Source organism: Psychrobacter pocilloporae, assembly GCF_029872915.1.
Classification (GTDB): Bacteria; Pseudomonadota; Gammaproteobacteria; order Pseudomonadales; family Moraxellaceae; genus Psychrobacter; species Psychrobacter pacificensis.
Genome location: NZ_PGFT01000001.1, coordinates 318,601 through 336,841 on the forward strand (window position 1 = coordinate 318,601; position 18,241 = coordinate 336,841).

Annotated in this window: 11 protein-coding genes; 10 read left to right on the forward strand and 1 reads right to left on the reverse strand. The window is 44.4% G+C overall.

Annotated elements, in window-relative coordinates; all coding sequences use genetic code 11:
• Nucleotides 1–161: 161 nt before the first annotated feature.
• From sdhA to CUR83_RS01470, 10 genes are all read left to right on the forward strand, one after another.
• Nucleotides 162–2,012 carry a succinate dehydrogenase flavoprotein subunit gene (gene sdhA, locus CUR83_RS01425; RefSeq protein ID WP_071002571.1) on the forward strand — a complete coding sequence of 617 codons (1,851 nt, stop codon included), beginning with the start codon at nt 162–164 and terminating at the stop codon, nt 2,010–2,012.
• Nucleotides 2,013–2,218: 206 nt separating this feature from the next.
• Entirely contained in the window at nt 2,219–2,929 is a 711-nt protein-coding gene (locus tag CUR83_RS01430; protein WP_058023969.1) for a succinate dehydrogenase iron-sulfur subunit, read from the forward strand.
• Between the two features lie 938 nt (nt 2,930–3,867).
• Complete coding sequence (locus CUR83_RS01435) at nt 3,868–6,753, forward strand: 2-oxoglutarate dehydrogenase E1 component (RefSeq protein WP_212564025.1); 2,886 nt, start codon at nt 3,868–3,870, stop codon at nt 6,751–6,753.
• Between the two features lie 153 nt (nt 6,754–6,906).
• Nucleotides 6,907–8,142 (forward strand): 2-oxoglutarate dehydrogenase complex dihydrolipoyllysine-residue succinyltransferase, encoded by a 1,236-nt coding sequence (odhB, locus tag CUR83_RS01440; protein WP_093069779.1) that lies wholly within the window; start codon nt 6,907–6,909, stop codon nt 8,140–8,142.
• 256 nt (nt 8,143–8,398) lie between these two features.
• Complete coding sequence (lpdA, locus tag CUR83_RS01445) at nt 8,399–9,853, forward strand: dihydrolipoyl dehydrogenase (RefSeq protein WP_186475284.1); 1,455 nt, start codon at nt 8,399–8,401, stop codon at nt 9,851–9,853.
• 158 nt (nt 9,854–10,011) lie between these two features.
• Entirely contained in the window at nt 10,012–11,178 is a 1,167-nt protein-coding gene (gene sucC / locus CUR83_RS01450) for an ADP-forming succinate--CoA ligase subunit beta (RefSeq protein WP_186475283.1), read from the forward strand.
• Between the two features lie 74 nt (nt 11,179–11,252).
• Entirely contained in the window at nt 11,253–12,128 is an 876-nt protein-coding gene (sucD, locus tag CUR83_RS01455; protein ID WP_093069786.1) for a succinate--CoA ligase subunit alpha, read from the forward strand.
• 335 nt (nt 12,129–12,463) lie between these two features.
• A complete protein-coding gene (locus tag CUR83_RS01460; protein WP_093069789.1) occupies nt 12,464–13,339 on the forward strand; it encodes a UTP--glucose-1-phosphate uridylyltransferase in 876 nt (291 codons plus the stop codon).
• 2 nt (nt 13,340–13,341) lie between these two features.
• Nucleotides 13,342–15,018: a glucose-6-phosphate isomerase gene (gene pgi / locus CUR83_RS01465; RefSeq protein ID WP_093069791.1), complete on the forward strand. Its 1,677-nt coding sequence runs from the start codon at nt 13,342–13,344 to the stop codon at nt 15,016–15,018.
• Nucleotides 15,019–15,055: 37 nt separating this feature from the next.
• On the forward strand, nt 15,056–16,462 hold the full coding sequence (locus CUR83_RS01470; RefSeq protein WP_284718910.1) for a UDP-glucose/GDP-mannose dehydrogenase family protein: 1,407 nt from the start codon (nt 15,056–15,058) through the stop codon (nt 16,460–16,462).
• A 66-nt stretch (nt 16,463–16,528) separates the two neighbouring features.
• Here CUR83_RS01470 and CUR83_RS01475 read toward each other — a convergent pair whose 3' ends face one another.
• On the reverse strand, nt 16,529–18,016 hold the full coding sequence (locus CUR83_RS01475; protein ID WP_240365734.1) for a phosphohexomutase domain-containing protein: 1,488 nt from the start codon (nt 18,014–18,016) through the stop codon (nt 16,529–16,531).
• Nucleotides 18,017–18,241: the final 225 nt, after the last annotated feature.

Consider the following 18,241-nt stretch of genomic DNA (forward strand, 5'->3'; position numbering starts at 1 on the left):
TAACGATAGATATGCAAATTAAGTGGTCAAAGACTGTTATATCCTCTTCTTTAATAAGTGCATGTAATGGCCAGATAAAAGCCCTTAAACCTGCAATAAGAAGATTTTAAAACACGCTTTTCATTTACTTATAAGCATTAATAGGCATTAGGAAAACCGTAATGGCAACTAGACAAGACAATACCATTAGTAATATTAAGACCCTAAACTACGATGCAGTTATCGTTGGTGGTGGTGGTTCAGGTATGCGCGCTTCATTGCACTTAGCGGAAGCGGGTATGAAGGTTGCAGTCCTGACCAAAGTATTCCCAACACGTTCGCACACGGTTGCTGCTCAGGGTGGCATCGGTGCAAGTTTGGGCAACATGAGTAACGACAACTGGCATTTCCATTTTTATGACACCGTAAAAGGATCAGATTGGTTAGGTGACCAAGACGCTATCGAGTATATGTGCCGTGAAGCACCAAAGGTAGTCTATGAGCTTGAGCACATGGGCATGCCGTTTGACCGTAACGAAGATGGTACGATTTATCAGCGTCCATTCGGCGGTCATACGTCAAACTATGGCGAAAAAGCGGTACAACGTGCGTGCGCTGCTGCTGACCGTACAGGTCACGCATTGCTACACACGCTGTATCAGAAAAACTTACAGCAAGGCACTGAGTTCTTTATCGAGTGGATTGCGCTTGATTTGATCAAAGACGAAGCGGGTAACATCAACGGTGTTATCGCTCTTGAGCAAGAGACAGGTACTGTTGCGGTATTCCAAGCACCAGTTACTGTTCTAGCAACAGGTGGTGCAGGTCGTATCTTTGCCGCTTCTACCAACGCTTATATCAACACTGGTGATGGTATTGGTATGGCAGTTCGCGCTGGTATCCCACTACAGGATATGGAGTTCTGGCAGTTCCATCCAACGGGCGTTCATGGTGCAGGTGTACTATTGACCGAAGGGTGCCGCGGCGAAGGTGCTATCTTGCGTAACAAGGATGGCGAAGCTTTCATGGAGCGTTATGCCCCAACCGTTAAAGATTTGGCACCACGTGATCTCGTATCGCGCTCTATGGACCAAGAAATTAAAGAAGGTCGTGGTTGTGGCCCTAATGCTGACCATATCGTCATGGACATGACCCATTTGGGTGTCGACACTATCATGAAGCGTCTACCGTCAGTATTTGAGATCGGTAAAAACTTCGCCAACGTTGACATTACTAAAGAACCTATTCCAGTTATCCCAACCATTCACTACATGATGGGTGGTATTCCAACCACTATCCATGGTCAGGTAATCGTGCCGGATCTAGAGGCAGGTACAGATGAAGACGGTTTATATGCTAATGGTAACGTCGTTAAAGGACTATACGCTATTGGTGAGTGCGCTTGTGTGAGTGTACACGGTGCCAACCGTTTAGGTACCAACTCACTACTTGATTTGGTTGTGTTTGGTCGTGCTGCTGGTAAGCACATTGTTGATGAGTTCCATCAAAACGATCATAACTACAAACCACTTGATCCGCATGTACTTGATATCACGGTTGGTCGTTTAAACAAATTGCAGCAATCAACATCAGGCTACAATGCACAAGACGTGGCTGATGAGATTCGCGCCACCATGCAGAAACACGCCAGTGTATTCCGTACGCAAGCCATGATGGATGAAGGCGTTGAGAAAATTTTAGCGCTGGGTGAGAAAGTCGAACAAATCCATTTGGGTGATAAATCACAAGTCTTCAACACTGCTCGTATCGAAGCGTTTGAAGTGGCAAACCTATACGAAGTAGCAAAAGCGACGATGGTATCAGCCGCGAGTCGCCACGAAAGCCGCGGCGCGCATAGTGTCTCTGATTATGATCGTCCAGAAGATGATGACTATGCACCAAACGGCCGTAATGACCACGATTGGATGAAGCATACTTTATGGTATTCTGAAGGCAACCGTATCATTTACAAACCAGTTCGCAAAGTGCCACTGACTGTTGACTATATCGAACCAAAAGTTCGCGTCTATTAATCCTAGACTATGCGCTCGATATAAACAGAAAGCTTAAACGTTTTATCCCTTATTCATTTATTAAAAAGGTGACCGCCAGCTACATGCTCAGAGGAGTGCTGCTAGGCTACTAATTGATATTCGATTATCAGTAGTGATTAATAGCCAGCACTCATATGTTGCAATCTTTGTATGCCCGCCATCACCTACGTGTGGAGTTTAGCATTATGAGCCGAGGTACTCGCACCATCGAAATCTATCGCTACGATCCTGATGTGGACGCAGCCCCACGCATGCAAACTTATACGATTGAATTACTTGATTCAGATCGTATGTTGCTTGACGTGTTATTACGCCTAAAGAAAGAAGATGAAACAATCACTTTCCGCCGCTCTTGCCGTGAAGGTATTTGTGGTTCTGATGGCATGAACATCAATGGTAAAAATGGTCTAGCATGTCTAATCAACATGAACACGCTACCAGAAAAAGTAACCGTTCGTCCGTTACCTGGTTTGCCAGTGGTTCGTGACTTGGTTGTTGATATGAACCAATTCTACGAGCAATACGAAAAGGTACATCCGTACTTGATTAATGATCAGCCAGCACCCCCAACTGAGCGTCTGCAGTCTCCTGCTGAGCGTGAAAAGTTAAATGGTCTGTATGAGTGTATTCTGTGTGCATGCTGCTCAACGAGCTGCCCATCTTTTTGGTGGAACCCTGATAAGTTCTTAGGTCCATCAGCATTGCTACATGCGTATCGCTTTGTGGCTGACAGCCGTGACGGTGACACGCAAGCACGTTTGGCGCGTTTAGACGATCCGTTCAGTTTATTCCGTTGCCGTGGCATCATGAACTGTGTGTCAGTTTGTCCAAAAGGCTTGAACCCAACCAAAGCAATCGGACATTTACGTAATATGTTGATTGATCAAGCTGGTTAATTGTTTTGATTATTATTGACTAACAAAAACACCACCTATTTATTAGGTGGTGTTTTTGTTAGTCAAAATCACTGATTATAGTAGTGTTAATTTTCTGATTACTATTGTTTAAAGTGGGCTTCTATTGGTAGCGATGAACAATCCTGCCGGATAGGTAGAACAAGAAGCCTAGTACACTGGTGAATAATAGGGCGTTAGTCTATCCGTAAATCCGTACGGGCGATACGTTGACCATATGTAAGAAGACATATTATATAAACAGTCAATCTATACAATCAGATACACGTAAAGTTTGTTATAATTACACCCTGAACTTGATCAAACATTGCAAAGTTTGTTTCCGATGCATTAAAAGTAGCATCTATAAGGGCTATTGCATTAATACAATAAAACGTTATGTATACAATAACGAGGCTTCTATAATTGATAATAGATATTCATTACGTAAATACTTAGTATTGAACAAACAAACTATATCGCAAAAAACGCTCATGATATTCTATACAGCAATGCATGTTTATCTGAAACAATAAGATTTGTTAGCAAATAGCGGATATTTCAGCGATAATAGCCAGTTTATAGGCTAGCTGAAATATTGACCATTTATTAATAATTTATCATTGATGAATTGGTTATGGCTAAAAGAAGTATATATAAATTAATGTTGTGAAACGAGCCAGATCAGAAAACTGAGTGTTCACAAATAAATTTATTTTTAACATAGGTGTTGCAATAAGACTTGTTATCACTATTTAGCATTACTTGCTCTTTTAGACAATGACAGCAATATTCTATAGTGACGGCAATACTTAGGGATAAAGGGTTTTATCGAACTGTATACAATGGGGTATGACGAATTGTCTAAACGCCTAGCATACAACGACTGACACCATAATAAGCACGATTCCATTCATTTATCTATCAAATAGACGATTATTATGAATAGTATAACCAAAGAAAAAGCGGACCAAGGACATACTGAACTGGCCGCCGATAATGCCAGCTATATAGAAGCTCTTTATGAGCAATACCTAACGGACCCTGATAGTGTTGACACAGATTGGCAAGCGTACTTCGAACAGTACAAATCGTCAAATGATGCCCAGCATAATGCTATTAAAGACCAATTTTTGTTACTTGCCCGCAATCAAACGGCGAACAAATCGAGTAACGAAAGTGCCGGTACAAGTAGTAGTAATTCAGACAACTGTACTGATCCAAAGCAAATGGGTGTACAGCAACTCATCTCCGCATACCGCCGCCGTGGTCACCGCCGCGCCAAGCTAGATCCATTGAACTTACATCCACGTGCAGAAGTGGAAGATCTGACCCTAGCTTATCACAACCTATCAGAAGCCGACCTTGATACTGTATTCCCAACCAATGATTTAGTGATCGGTAAAGATGAAGCACCATTACGTGAAATTATCGAGATCATGGAGCGTGTTTACTGCCGCCATATCGGTATTGAGTATATGCATGTGACCACCAGTACAGAAAAACGCTGGATGGAAGAGTATGTAGAAAGCAATCTAGGCTATATCAAGTTTGACAAAGAAAAGCGTTTGTCTATTCTTGAGCGTCTAACAGCGGCCGAAGGTCTAGAAAAATATTTGGCGCGTAAATATACAGGCGTTAAGCGTTTTGGTCTAGAAGGTGGTGAGAGTTTCATACCTGCAGTCAATGAAATCATCCAACGTGCTGGTGGCTATGGTACAAAAGAGATGGTCATTGGTATGGCTCACCGTGGACGTCTAAACGTGTTGGTCAATATTTTGGGCAAAAACCCTGCAGACTTATTTGATGAGTTTGACGGTAAAGTGCAGCCAGAGAAAGGCTCAGGAGACGTTAAGTATCACAATGGTTTTTCATCTAACGTGATGACCCCAGGTGGTGAAGCGCATTTAGCCTTAGCATTTAACCCATCGCATCTTGAAATCGTTGCACCAGTATTACAAGGCTCAGTACGTGCACGTCAAGTGCGCCGTAATGATCAGCCGTCATTAGATAATACTGGTGGCAACTCAGTATTACCTATCGTTATCCATGGTGATGCGGCTTTTGCTGGACAGGGTGTGGTTCAAGAAACCTTCCAAATGTCACAGACCCGTGCTTATACCACTGGCGGTACTGTACATATCGTTATCAATAACCAAGTTGGCTTTACCACTAGCCGTCAAGAAGATGTTCGTTCAACCGAATATTGTACTGATGTCGCAAAAATGGTACATGCACCAATCCTACACGTGAATGGTGATGATCCTGAATCAGTCGTTTTCGCGGCTCAATTAGCCTTAGACTATCGTCATCAGTTTGATAAAGACATCATTATTGACTTGTTCTGCTACCGTCGCAACGGTCATAACGAGGCAGATGAGCCTTCAGCCACTCAGCCATTGATGTATGCAGTTATTAAGAAGCTGCCAACGACACGTACCCTTTATGCACAAAAGCTCATCGCAGAAGGTATCTTAAATACTGAAGAAGAAAAACAGTATGAAGATAATTATCGTGAATCTTTAGACCGTGGCGATTACGTTGTCAGCTCACTGGTTCAAGAGCCTAACGAGCAGCTATTTGTAGACTGGAAGCCTTATCTAGGTCATGACTTGGTTGATGATTGGGATACCAGTGTTGATATCGAAAAGCTCAAAGGGTATGGACGCCGTATGGCTGAGATGCCAGAAGGCTACAAGCTACAGCGTCAGGTTCAAAAGGTTGTTGAGCAGCGTCTAGCCATGCAAACAGGCGAAGAGCCTCTCAACTGGGGTGCCGCTGAGACATTAGCCTATGCATCATTAGTTGATAACGATGATGTCTTGGTACGTATTACTGGTGAAGATGTCGGCCGTGGTACATTCTCACATCGTCATACTGAAATCTACAATGTTAATGATGGCAGCATGTATGTGCCACTTGCTCATTTGAGCGAGAAACAAGCACGTTTTGCTACTTATAACTCATTATTATCAGAAGAAGCTGTATTGGCCTTTGAATATGGCTATGCAACCACCGTACCGAATGCTTTGATCGTTTGGGAAGCGCAGTTTGGTGATTTCGTTAACGGTGCTCAAGTTGTCATTGATCAGTTCATCTCAAGCGGCGAGACCAAATGGCAACGCGTTTGTGGTTTGACCATGTTGTTACCACATGGCTTTGAAGGTCAAGGCCCTGAGCATTCATCTGCTCGCCTTGAGCGCTTCTTACAGCTATGTGCTGAAGACAATATGCAAGTCATCACACCAACGACGCCCGCGCAAATTTTCCATGCCTTACGTCGTCAGGCGATACGCCCAATTCGTAAGCCTTTGATCGTTATGTCACCAAAGAGCTTATTGCGTCATAAGCTAGCAACTTCTCATTTAGAAGAGCTTGCTAACGGTAAGTTCGAAACGGTATTGCCAGAGATGGACGATCACAACGCAGACAAAGTGACTCGTATGGTGCTATGCGGTGGTAAAGTATATTACGACTTGCTAGAGCAGCGTCGCGCATTGGGTCTTGATCATGTTGCGATCGTCCGTATCGAACAGCTATATCCGCTACCAGAGCAACGTTTGGTCGCTGAGATTGAAAAGTATAGCAATTTAACTGAGATTGTATGGACGCAAGAAGAGCCATTGAATCAGGGCGCTTGGTACTACTTAGCACCGCATATGTTCCGTATTGTTGTACCACATCCAACCAAAGCAAAAGTTATGGAGCCCGTGGCACGTCCTGCTAGTGCAGCACCTGCAACAGGATCACCAAAACTACATGCGCAGCAGCAGCAAGCACTGATTGCTGGTGGCCTTGGTGTAAGTGTTGATGAGTTAGCTCAATAATAGATTGTCTATTAAGACTATAGAAGATAAATGAATCAGGCGATGACAGTCAGTATGTTTTAATATTCTGCCAAATAGCATTATTAAAACGATACTGATTGCCTATCACGACTTAATAATAAGTATGAATATCCAAATCTAAGGAGTATATCGATGGCTGACATCAAAGCCCCCGTTTTTCCAGAATCGGTTGCCGATGGCACAATCGTTGAATGGCATGTCACTGAAGGTCAACAAGTTAGCCGTGACGACCTATTAGCTGAAATCGAAACTGATAAGGTGGTACTAGAAGTTGTGGCACCTGATGATGGTGTTGTGACCAAGATCGTCAAAGATGTTGACGATACTGTTCTGTCTGATGAGCTAATCGCACAATTTGAAGCAGGCGCAAGTGCTGGTGAAGCACCAGCGGTAGAGACAGATCAACCTGCTGCGCCAGTACAAGAAAAGCAAGCTGCAGATGGTGGCGAGCCAGTACAAGTCACTGACAAAAAAGATGAAGCAGAGCACAAAGATCAAAGCCCAGCCGTCCGTAAAGCGGCAAAAGAGTCAGGCGTTGATCCTAAAGATGTGGAAGGTAGCGGCCGCGGCGGTCGTGTCACCAAAACAGATATGGCTAACCCAACACTAAAATCAGACAGCAGCATCAAATCTGACAGCGGTCGTCCTGTAGCAGAATCAACGGGCGAGCGTACTGAAAAACGCGTACCGATGACTCGCTTGCGTAAGCGTGTTGCTGAGCGTCTATTATCAGCATCACAAGATACCGCGATGTTGACGACGTTTAACGAAGTGAACATGAAGCCATTGATGGACATGCGTGCTAAGTACAAAGAGAAGTTCGAAAAGCGTCATGGCGTACGTTTAGGCTTTATGTCGTTGTTTGTAAAAGCAGCGACAGAAGCACTGAAACGCTTCCCAGCAGTAAACGCTTCACTAGATGGCGATGACATTGTTTATCATGGTTTTTATGATATCGGTGTAGCCGTATCATCAGATCGTGGTCTGGTCGTTCCTGTACTGCGTGATACTGACCGTATGGGTATGGCGGACATCGAAGCCAAAATCCGTGAATACGGTAGCAAGGCGCAAGAAGGCAAGCTTGGTCTAGACGAGATGACGGGTGGTACATTCACTATCTCAAACGGCGGTGTATTTGGGTCATTGATGTCAACCCCTATCTTGAACCCACCGCAAACTGCCATCCTAGGTATGCATGCGATCAACGAGCGCCCAATGGCGGTCGACGGTAAAGTTGAAATCTTGCCAATGATGTATTTGGCGTTATCTTATGACCACCGTATGATCGATGGTAAAGAAGCGGTACAGTTCCTAGTAACTATCAAAGAGTTGGTCGAAGACCCAGCTATGTTGCTACTAGACTTGTAAGCTTCTAAGCTTGTATTGGCAACCGCTGATACAAGCTTTTTAGCTTTGGTGCAGATAATAGCTCTACCTGATAAGCAGCAACTGATTTGCTACTAAATATATTCAAAGAATTTAATAATGGTGACTGACGCTCAGTGATCGATAAGTGAGTCTTTCTCACGGACATAGCGTATTAGCTATCAAGTGTAGACAATGCTGAGCGTTTGGTAAATAAACCAGTTTAAATAACACATAAAATTAAAAATAGGAACGTACTATGAAAGATAATTATGATCTAGTCGTTATCGGCGGCGGACCTGGTGGTTACGAAGCGGCTATTCGTGCCGGTCAGTTGGGTATGAGCGTCGCTTGTATCGAAAAACGTGTTTACAAAGGCGAGCCAGCACTTGGCGGCACTTGCTTAAACGTTGGTTGTATTCCATCAAAAGCTTTACTTGATACCTCACATCGCTATGAGGCGACAAAAGACGAGCTCGACGAGCATGGCATCAGCACCGGTGATGTCGGCATCAACGTCGAGAAGATGATTGAGCGTAAAGAAGGTATCGTCAAGCAATTAACCGGCGGTGTTGCGGCACTACTCAAGGGCAATGGTGTTGACTGGCTACAAGGTTGGGGCACGTTAGTCGACGGTAAAGGCGATGACAAAAAAGTTAAATTTGTTGCGCTAGAGGATGATGCAGAAAGCACCATTACTGCCAAGAACGTTATCTTAGCCTCAGGTTCTGTGCCTATCGATATTCCAGTTGCCAAAGTCGATCACGAGCATATCGTCGACTCGACTGGCGCGCTTGATTTCACTGAGACGCCAAAGCGCTTGGGCGTGATTGGTGCAGGCGTTATCGGTCTTGAGCTTGGTTCAGTATGGCGTCGCTTGGGCGCGGAAGTCGTGGTTTATGAAGCGCTGCCTGAATTTTTAGCCGCTGCGGATAAAGATATCGCCAAAGAAGCTCGTAAGATGTTCAAAAAACAAGGCTTAGATATCCGCGTCGATACCAAAGTGACTAATGCAGAAGTCAAAGACGGTCAAGTCGTCGTCACTAGCGAAAACAAAGGCGAAGCCTCAGATGAGAGCTTTGATAAATTGATCGTTTGTGTCGGTCGCCGTGCTTACTCTGAGAAGCTACTTGGCGAGGACAGCGGTGTGACGCTAACCGAACGCGGCCTTATCGATGTCGATGATCAGTGCAAAACCAATCTAGATGGCGTCTATGCTATTGGCGATTTAGTACGTGGCCCGATGCTCGCGCATAAAGCGATGGAAGAGGGCATGATGGCGGTTGAGCGCATTCATGGCGAAAAAGCACAAGTCAACTATGACACTATTATCAACATTATCTATACCCATCCAGAAATCGCTTGGGTTGGTCTGACTGAAAAAGAAGCTGCGGATGCAGGCTATGAGGTCAAAACAGGCTCATTCAATCTAGCTGCTAACGGTCGCGCGCTGGCGCAAAGTGAAGCGCAAGGCTCAATCAAAGTCGTTGCCGATGCTAAGACCGATCGTTTACTCGGTATGCATGCTATCTTTGCTGGCGCGGGTGATATCGTCCATCAAGGCATGATCGCGATGGAATTTGTCTCTAGTATCGAAGATTTGCAGCTGATGACATTTGCGCATCCAACGATTTCAGAAGCAGTGCATGAAGCGGCGCTATCTGCAGATGGCCGTGCTATCCACGCTATCCAGCGCAAAAAGCGTAAGAAATAACTAGTTGCTCGTTTAATTATTATCGATTTACAACCTGATTGGGGTATCGCTATTTTGGTGATGCCACAATCATGAGTGCGTCAGACGTATGATTCATATGTATATGTGCGCACTTGATTTCACTTTTTATTAATTGTAAAAAATAAAGGATACAATCAATGAATTTACATGAGTATCAAGCAAAAGAGCTATTAAAAAGCTACGGATTGCCAATTCAAGAAGGCATCATCGCCCATAACGGCGACGAAGCTGCTGCAGCTTTTGATAAAACCCCAACGGATATCGCGGTAATCAAGGCGCAGGTACACGCTGGCGGCCGTGGTAAAGCGGGTGGCGTAAAACTGGTTAAAACTCGTGAAGAAGCCAAGCAAGTGGCTGAAGAGCTTATCGGCACGAACCTTGTTACTTATCAAACTGACGCAGAAGGTCAGCCAGTCAACTTTGTATTGGTTGCAGAAGATATGTATCCAGTACAAACTGAGCTATATCTTGGCGCTGTTGTTGATCGTGCAACTCGTCGTGTAACTTTCATGGCGTCTACCGAAGGCGGCGTAGATATCGAAGAAGTAGCACACAACACACCAGAAAAAATCTTCAAAGTACACGTTGATCCTTTAGTTGGTTTAATGCCTTTCCAAGCGCGTGACGTTGCGTTCAAACTTGGCCTTGAAGGCAAGCAAATCAATCAATTTGTTAAATTGATGACTGGCGCCTATAAGGCATTTGTTGAAAATGACTTTGCATTGATGGAAATCAACCCATTAGCCGTTCGTGAAAACGGCGAAATCGTTTGTGTTGATGGCAAAATTGGCATCGACTCAAACGCCCTATATCGTCTGCCAAAAATCGCAGCACTACAGGATAAAACTCAAGAAAACGAGCGTGAGCTTAAAGCCGCTGAGTTTGACCTAAACTATGTTGCTCTAGAAGGTAACATCGGTTGTATGGTTAACGGTGCTGGTCTTGCCATGGCGACCATGGACATCATCAAATTGTATGGCGGCAAGCCTGCTAACTTCTTGGACGTTGGCGGCGGCGCAACCAAAGATCGCGTTGTTGAAGCGTTCAAAATTATCCTTGAAGACAGCAGTGTTGAAGGCGTACTAATCAACATTTTCGGCGGCATCGTACGCTGTGACATGATTGCAGAAGCGATTATTGCTGCAGTAAAAGAAGTTGATGTACAAGTTCCTGTGGTCGTGCGTTTAGAAGGTAACAATGCTGAGAAAGGCGCACAAATCCTGAACGAATCAGGTCTAAAACTGATTTCAGCGCAAGGTCTGTCTGACGCTGCACAAAAAATTGTCGACGCTGTAAAAGCGTAATAGTCCCGATGTGATGGCAGCTTGCCCGTTATTGGCACTGCCGTCATAAGACAACCGAATACAAGGAAAACATAATGAGTGTATTAATTGATAAAGATACCAAAGTATTGGTACAAGGTTTTACTGGTAAAAACGGTACGTTCCATTCTGAACAAGCCATCGAATACGGCACCAAAGTGGTTGGCGGTGTTACGCCAGGTAAAGGCGGTCAAACGCACCTAGGTTTGCCAGTATTTAACACCATGAGCGAAGCGATGGAAGCGACCCAAGCAGACGCTTCTGTGATCTACGTACCAGCACCTTTCGTTCTTGACTCAATCATCGAAGCGGTTGACGCGGGCGTGAAGCTGATCGTGGTTATCACCGAAGGTGTACCAACCATCGATATGCTAAAAGCCAAACGCTACATCGAAGAAGCGGGCGACGTGCGTATGGTCGGTCCAAACTGCCCAGGCGTTATCACTCCAGGTCAGTGCAAAATCGGCATCATGCCAGGTCACATCCACTTGCCAGGTAAAGTGGGCGTTATCTCTCGCTCTGGTACACTAACGTACGAAGCAGTTGCGCAGACCACCAAGCTAGGCTTTGGTCAGTCAACTTGTATCGGTATCGGTGGTGACCCAATCCCAGGCATGAACCAAATCGATGCACTAAAACTGTTCCAAGAAGACCCACAAACCGAAGCGATCATCCTAATCGGTGAAATCGGTGGTACCGCTGAAGAAGAAGCCGCCGCTTACATCAAAGAAAACGTAACCAAGCCTGTTGTTGGCTACATCGCTGGTGTCACTGCACCTGCAGGTAAGCGTATGGGCCATGCTGGTGCTATTATCTCTGGTGGTCAAGGTACTGCTGAAGAGAAATTCAAAGCGTTTGAAGATGCTGGCATCGCGTACACACGTGACCCATCTAAACTTGGCGACAAGCTAAAAGAAGTTACTGGCTGGTAAGATAGACATTAGTCTATAGTGAAACTACTAAAACTATATTGAAATGTTAAGAAGACACCCCTACAATGGGGTGTTTTTTTATATCTGAAAATCCTATGAAAAGCGAGATATTGGCCATTACTTATAAAGATTGTATCAGTTCTCATAAACATGTTATTTTGAATGATATAGCTCGTAATTTTTGATTCAGGGTTCTTGAACTGATAATTTCTGTATATCTGCTGAGACGTTTGATATTAGCAAGGTACAAATCCAAATCGCTATAATATCTACTAAGTATTTGCTAAGTTAGCATTATTTTACCTAACCTACTTTCTTAAAACAGTCCTCTTATTATGAAAAAAATTACTCATGCTGTTATCCCTGTCGCAGGCTTTGGTACGCGTATGCTGCCATTGTCTAAATCTGTGCCAAAAGAATTGTTACCGCTTGGCAATCGCCCTGCCATTCATTATGTGGTCGAAGAGGCTATCGCTGCGGGTATCAAGCATATGGTCTTGGTCGGTCATGCACAAAAAAGCGCGATTGAAAACTACTTCGATATCAATGCTGAGCTAGATAATCAATTACGTCATAAAGGTAAAGATGAGGTGGCTGATAGTTTAAATTGGCTACCAGAGGATGTAACGGTATCAATAATACGTCAAGGTAAGGCCTTAGGTTTGGGGCATGCAGTACTAGCTGCGCGTCCTATCATTGGCGAACATGATTTTGCTGTATTGCTCCCTGATGTCGTTCTCGATCCGTTTACTACTGATATGGCTGCTGATAATTTGGCCTTTATGATTGATGCTTTTAGTCATGATGGCCATTCGCAAATATTGGTAAATGAAGTTGCTGACGAAGATGTGCACAAATACGGTATCGCCAAACTTATCGATACCAGTCATATAGATGAGATATCTGGCGGCGTTAATGCCAGCTTTGGCGTGGCAGGTTTTGTAGAAAAGCCAAGCTTAGCAGAAGCACCATCAAACCTAGCTGTCGTAGGGCGTTATGTTTTTAGCAATCATATTTTTGATTACCTCGCAAACACTAAAGCTTCAGTCGGTGGTGAGATTCAACTGACTGATGCTATCGATGCGCTTATTAACGAATATGGTGTGAATGTGACAACGATGCGCGGTGCCAGTTATGATGCCGGTGACATGCGCTCGTATATGCAAGCGTTTATCTATTTTGCCGAGCAGCAATTAGCAGATGAAAAATAGCGATGGATAAGATAAAGGACGATAAGAAGTATCATAGCGCTCGCCGTTCCAAATACTGGGAGCAGTTGCAAACGCTTGCGGCGCAGCCATGGTCGCTGGCAAGTTTATTTGCGCAAGATGACAGTCGTGCGACACGCTTTAGTGCGCAAGCTGGCGCGCTGTACATGGACTATAGCAAGCAGTGTATCGATGAGCGAGTTATGGATGCTTTATTGCGGCTAGCAGATAGCTGTGAGTTGTCCGCTCGAATTGATGCGTTGATGCAAGGGGCGATGGTCAACAATAGTGAAGAACGTGCGGCCCTACATACAGCACTACGTCTGCCTGAGAATGCAGAGCTACAAGTTGGTAAGCAAGATGTGGTTGCCGATGTACATCATAGTTTGGCGCAGGTAGCGAGATTATCCGAACGTGTCCGTAGTGGCACATGGCGAGGGTTCTCAGGTAAGGCCATCACTGATGTGGTTAATATTGGCGTTGGCGGCTCTGATCTTGGGCCTCTTATGGCGACCGCTGCGCTTGATGAATGGGCAGATACGGAAATCGGTGTACATTTCGTCTCTAATATGGACGGCACTCAGCTTGATAATTTGCTCAAACATTTAAACCCTGAAACCACTTTGTTTATTATATCCTCTAAATCCTTTGGCACAGTTGATACTTTATCTAATGCCAAAACCGCACTGTCTTGGTTACTTGCGACGGCGACGCTGCGCGCTGGTACTGAAGACAGTGTGTTGCGTCGGCACTTTATTGGAATATCAGCCAATAGTGAAAAGATGAGGGCTTGGGGGATACATCTTGAGCATCAATTAGAGCTTTGGGAGTGGGTTGGAGGCCGGTTTTCTTTGTGGTCAGCGATTGGGCTAGCCATTGCTATTCGTGTTGGTATGAATAGGTTTAGGGAGCTACTAAGTGGTGCTCACAGTATGGATGAGCATTTTGCACAGGCGCATTTTACAGATAACTTACCAGTATTGCTAGGGCTGCTAGCTGTATGGAACAGTACGTTTTTGAGGGTGAATGCCCATACCGTATTGCCTTATGATGGACGGTTGGGCTATCTGCCTAGCTACTTGACCCAGCTTGAAATGGAAAGTAATGGCAAGTCGGTCACTCAGCACGGCGACCATATTGATTATGATACTTGCCCAATTCTGTGGGGCGAGATTGGTTCAAACGCTCAGCATGCCTTTTATCAGCTACTGCATCAAGGCACGCAGCAAGTCTCCTGTGATTTTATCGCTTGTGTACGCCGTTATAGTGGCGAGGTGCAAAACGCCTCGTTGCAACAACAGCATGAGCTATCTTTAGCAAACTGCTTAGCGCAAAGTCGAGTCTTGGCATTTGGCAATGCTGCTGTCACAGAGGCATCGAATAGTGATGCAAAAACGGTATCCAGTGCAGATAAATACAAATATTACCGTGGTAATCAACCATCGACTACCTTGCTTATCGATGAGCTTACGCCTCATAGTTTGGGTGCGCTGGTTGCGCTCTACGAGCATAAAGTCTACGTGATGGCCAGTATTTGGGATATCAATCCGTTTGATCAATGGGGGGTTGAGATGGGCAAGCAAATGGCAGAGTCTGTGCATGACGCTATGCAGCAAGAGGCTCACAGCCAATTTGACACTTCTACCGACCAGTTATTACAGCATATCAAAAAACTGTCTTAGTAATACTGATCAATCAATAATGTAAAAAGGTACACTCATGGGGACTGCTACAAACGATCAATGTATGCCTTATAATGGATTTGCATCAAACCCATTGACCAGTTCCAATGTGTGTGTGCTGGTTGGCCATAGTATCGAAGCGATTACCAGTGCCGTGGTGCTGGCAAGTTTAGGTCAACGCGTTCATCTGTATGCAGATATAGATCTATTGGCTCAGCAGATACAGCAATATAGCTTTGAGCATCATCTGCAAGCGCTATGGCAAATGTATGTACAGCAGCGAGTTATTACAAGTCAAGCATTGCCAGATAGTGCAGAGACGTTAATACAATATTATGAAACGGCAAATCATGGTGACAGCCACGTCGTCAGTCAGAGCATTCATAGTGATGATCAAAATAAAGTGGCGCTTTACTGGTTGTTTTTAGACAGTATTAAGTCTGCGTGGACAGAAGATGGTTGGATTCGGGCTTTTAATCAAAGCCATCAGCAGGCATTACCTGTAATAATGAGCGGAATTAAGGAATTAGGCGCTGTATCAGCACTATCTGAGCGTCTACAGCGAGCGTGGGTCTATTATATACCGTTTGTTTTTTTGCAAGATGGTGATGCTTATAACTCCATGTTGAACCCTGCATTATGGTTGCTGGGTGAAAAAACAGCAGACAGCAACCAACATTTAGAGATGTTACAGCCGTTAATGCAGCATGCTCGCGCCGCTCATCATGCCGATATCGCAACGATAGAGTTTGCGCGTAGTAGTATCATGGCGATGCTCGCGACCCGGGTGAGCTTTATGAATGAGATGTCACGCTTGGCGGATAGCCAGCAGGTGGATATCAGTCAGGTGAGTCGTATTATGGGGTTGGATGAGCGCGTAGGCAGTAGCTATCTACAGGCAGGATGGGGGTTTGGCGGTAACACACTACCTACCGAGCTGGCTAAGTTACAGCAGTCGAGCAAAATGCATAGTTTAGACATGCCTCTTTTACAGTCTGTCGTGCATATTAATGAGGACCAAAAAGAGCTGATATTTCGCAAGTTTTGGCAGTATTTTGATGGTTTCATTGACAATAAAACTGTCATGATCTGGGGCGGCAGTTATAAAGCAGGCTCAGGCCGTACCGCAGGCTCAGCCATTCATCCATTGTTAGCATTACTGTGGTCTTATGGTATCCGTACACTGGTTTATAGTGATAAAGCACAGGGTGAGCTTGCTGCACTGTACGAACAACAACCATTGCTTGAATTGATTAGTAGTCCTTATCAGAGAATCAATGATGCTCAGGCCGTTTTTTTGATCAGCTGGTCGCCACGAGATCGATTGGATATTGATAAAATCAATCAGCAAGCCATGCCGGTATTTGATGCGCAAAATACATTTACTCGATCGCAAATTGATCGCTTAGTAGGCGACTATGTGGGCATTGGCCGATCTAAATAATGTTATTGAAGTTCTTCATTATTAAAAAAGCTCGCTAATCATGATTAGCGAGCTTTTTTTGTGACTTTACGCTGGTACTGCTCCTTGTACCGCTAGCCATTGTTGAATTTCTTGCGTTTTACTAGCCAATAACGAGTGATCGCCGCGACTTTCGATATTCAATCTAATCAGTGGTTCAGTATTTGAAGCACGCAAATTGAAGCGCCATTCGCCAAAATTTAGGCTTAAGCCATCAAGCAGAGATTTATTAGGGCTGTCTACACTAAATTTTTCTTCAATGGCACTGATGATGGTTGGGGCATCATGAGTCGTGAGGCGGAAGTTTAGTTCGCCTGAGCTGGGATAAGACTGAATATAGCCTGTGACCAATTCTGATAAGGTCTTACCTGTGATAGACAGCAGCTCAATGGTGAGTAACCAAGGAATCATACCGCTGTCACAATAGAAAAAGTCACGGAAGTAATGATGGGCCGACATCTCGCCACCATAGACCGCACCTGAGTCCCGCATGATTTGCTTGATAAAAGAATGTCCAGACTTACTGATGACGGCATTTCCGTTATGCGCTTCGATAACCGCTTCAGTATTATATATCACTCGTGGATCATAGACGATTGACTCACTCGGGTATTTGTTCAAAAATGCTTGAGCGAGCATACCGACGATGTAGCTACCATCAATGAACACGCCATTTTCGTCAAACAAAAAGCAGCGATCAAAGTCACCGTCAAAAGCAATACCAAGATCCGCTTTGTTTTCTAGTACGGCTTGCTGGGTCGCCAGTCTATTGGCTTCAATCATTGGATTAGGAATACCGTTAGGGAAGCTACCATCAGGCGTATGATGCAACGTGATAATTTCAATGGGTGCACCAGCTTGCGTCAGTCTATTGATTAACAAGTCAACGACTGGACCTGCACTACCATTGCCTGAATTAACGACCAGTTTGAGTGGTTTTAGTTTATCAATATCGATAAAAGTCATGACATGATCGATATAAGCACTTTTATCAGTCAATAATTGCAACTGTCCTGATTGATTGTCAGTGGTAAATTGTCCTGATTCTGCCAATGCCTGAATCTCTGCCAAACCGTCATCAGCACTGATAGGTTTTGAATGTTCTTTGACCAGTTTTAAACCATTATAGTTGATAGGGTTGTGACTGGCAGTCACCTCAATACCGCCCAGCGCCTGATAATAACTGGTGGCAAAGTACACCTCTTCCGTACCACTCATGCCCAAATCTATGACGTCGACGCCTGCATCAACGATGCCTCTGATAGCGGCTTGTTTTAATTGCTCACTAGAGTGGCGAATATCACTACCAATGACAATAGCTGGTTTTAGATCTGCCATATCATTGGTTTTATTTTCAATGGCTGCGTGATAGCGCTGATATAAAATCTGAGCAAAAGCCCGACCAATACGGTAGGCGATGTCTTCATCGAGATTGACGCCAAGCTCACCGCGTATATCATAGGCTTTAAACGAGTTGATGGTGATAGCATTGAATTCCGTGGCTGGCTGATAGCTGGTGGTCGCAGAAGTCGACATAATGATAAAATTCCTTGCGCATGAGCAATGATAAAATAAGAAAGTAGATAGCATAATTATAAGCCAATCAGGGTTCAATGATACATTAACTACTCAATGAGTTAGATACATGTCGATATGTATGATGCAGATTTATGCTGATCGATCACTAAGCCTCGTACTACACTGACATACGAGAATGATAAACTATACGCTATACCAAGCCAAAAAATGGCATGATAAATA

Bases quoted from the DNA above. Each gene is read 5' to 3' on its own strand.
- sucC (WP_186475283.1), top strand. From the start codon at position 10,012: ATGAATTTACATGAGTATCAAGCAAAAGAGCTATTAAAAAGCTACGGA.
- CUR83_RS01470 (WP_284718910.1), top strand. From the start codon at position 15,056: ATGGGGACTGCTACAAACGATCAATGTATGCCTTATAATGGATTTGCA.
- lpdA (WP_186475284.1), top strand. From the start codon at position 8,399: ATGAAAGATAATTATGATCTAGTCGTTATCGGCGGCGGACCTGGTGGT.
- pgi (WP_093069791.1), top strand. From the start codon at position 13,342: ATGGATAAGATAAAGGACGATAAGAAGTATCATAGCGCTCGCCGTTCC.
- CUR83_RS01460 (WP_093069789.1), top strand. From the start codon at position 12,464: ATGAAAAAAATTACTCATGCTGTTATCCCTGTCGCAGGCTTTGGTACG.
- CUR83_RS01475 (WP_240365734.1), bottom strand. From the start codon at position 18,016: ATGTCGACTTCTGCGACCACCAGCTATCAGCCAGCCACGGAATTCAAT.
- odhB (WP_093069779.1), top strand. From the start codon at position 6,907: ATGGCTGACATCAAAGCCCCCGTTTTTCCAGAATCGGTTGCCGATGGC.
- CUR83_RS01435 (WP_212564025.1), top strand. From the start codon at position 3,868: ATGAATAGTATAACCAAAGAAAAAGCGGACCAAGGACATACTGAACTG.
- sdhA (WP_071002571.1), top strand. From the start codon at position 162: ATGGCAACTAGACAAGACAATACCATTAGTAATATTAAGACCCTAAAC.
- sucD (WP_093069786.1), top strand. From the start codon at position 11,253: ATGAGTGTATTAATTGATAAAGATACCAAAGTATTGGTACAAGGTTTT.
- CUR83_RS01430 (WP_058023969.1), top strand. From the start codon at position 2,219: ATGAGCCGAGGTACTCGCACCATCGAAATCTATCGCTACGATCCTGAT.